A 723-nucleotide genomic window follows, 5' to 3' on the forward strand; every position below is an offset into this window, starting at 1 on the left:
GCGCTGGAGCATCCGGTCGGCGATCGGATCGTCGCAGACCTTGCCGGTGTTGCGGTGCGAGACGCGGGTGGCGAGTTCCTGGAAGGTCACATAGGCGACCGAGTGCAGCAGACCGACCTGCGACCCCGCGGGCGAGACGTAGCCGTTGGTCATGTGGATCATGCGGGCTTCTTCGAGGGCGACGGGATCGACGCCGCGGGTGACGACGAGGTAGTCGCGCATGACGATGCCGTGGCGGTTCTCCTCGGCGGTCCTGGGAGAAGTTCTCGGCGATCTCACGGTGGTAGGACGGCAGGTTGTCCTCGGTGAGCAGGTTGGTGATCATCGCGGCCTGTGCGACGTCGGAGAGTTTGGACTGCTCCGGGTCGTAGTCCTGGCCGCCGAGTGCGGCGAAGTTGCGACCTTCGTCCCACGGGACGTAGTCGTGAGGGTGCCACTCCCGCGCCATCGAGATGTGACGGTTCACATTGTCCTCGGCAGTGGGCACCAGCTCTTGCAGAAGTTCGAGTTGTGTCAGATCCCTGGCCATCGAGATGCCTCCTCGCGTTGACGTCAGCTCGCAAGCCTAGGGCGATCGATGCGCGACACGCGGAGGCTTGCCCGGATTCTGTTAGAGGTAGCAATCGATGTCTGCACGCAATGGTGCAACGTCACAGCTCAGCGAGCAGCCAGACCGGAACCCGAGGACGCGAGCGTCGCCGGACGGAACACCCAGCCACGGAG

General features: G+C 64.5%; 1 pseudogene. It reads right to left on the bottom strand.

Annotation, left to right across the window (positions count from 1 at the left end):
• Positions 1–529, bottom strand: a pseudogene (locus tag R4P08_RS18395) (acyl-ACP desaturase); the annotation flags it as partial.
• Between the last annotated feature and the right edge of the window lie 194 nt (positions 530–723).

The sequence above is a fragment of the Rhodococcus sp. IEGM 1408 genome, assembly GCF_033142235.1.
Lineage (GTDB): Bacteria > Actinomycetota > Actinomycetes > Mycobacteriales > Mycobacteriaceae > Dietzia.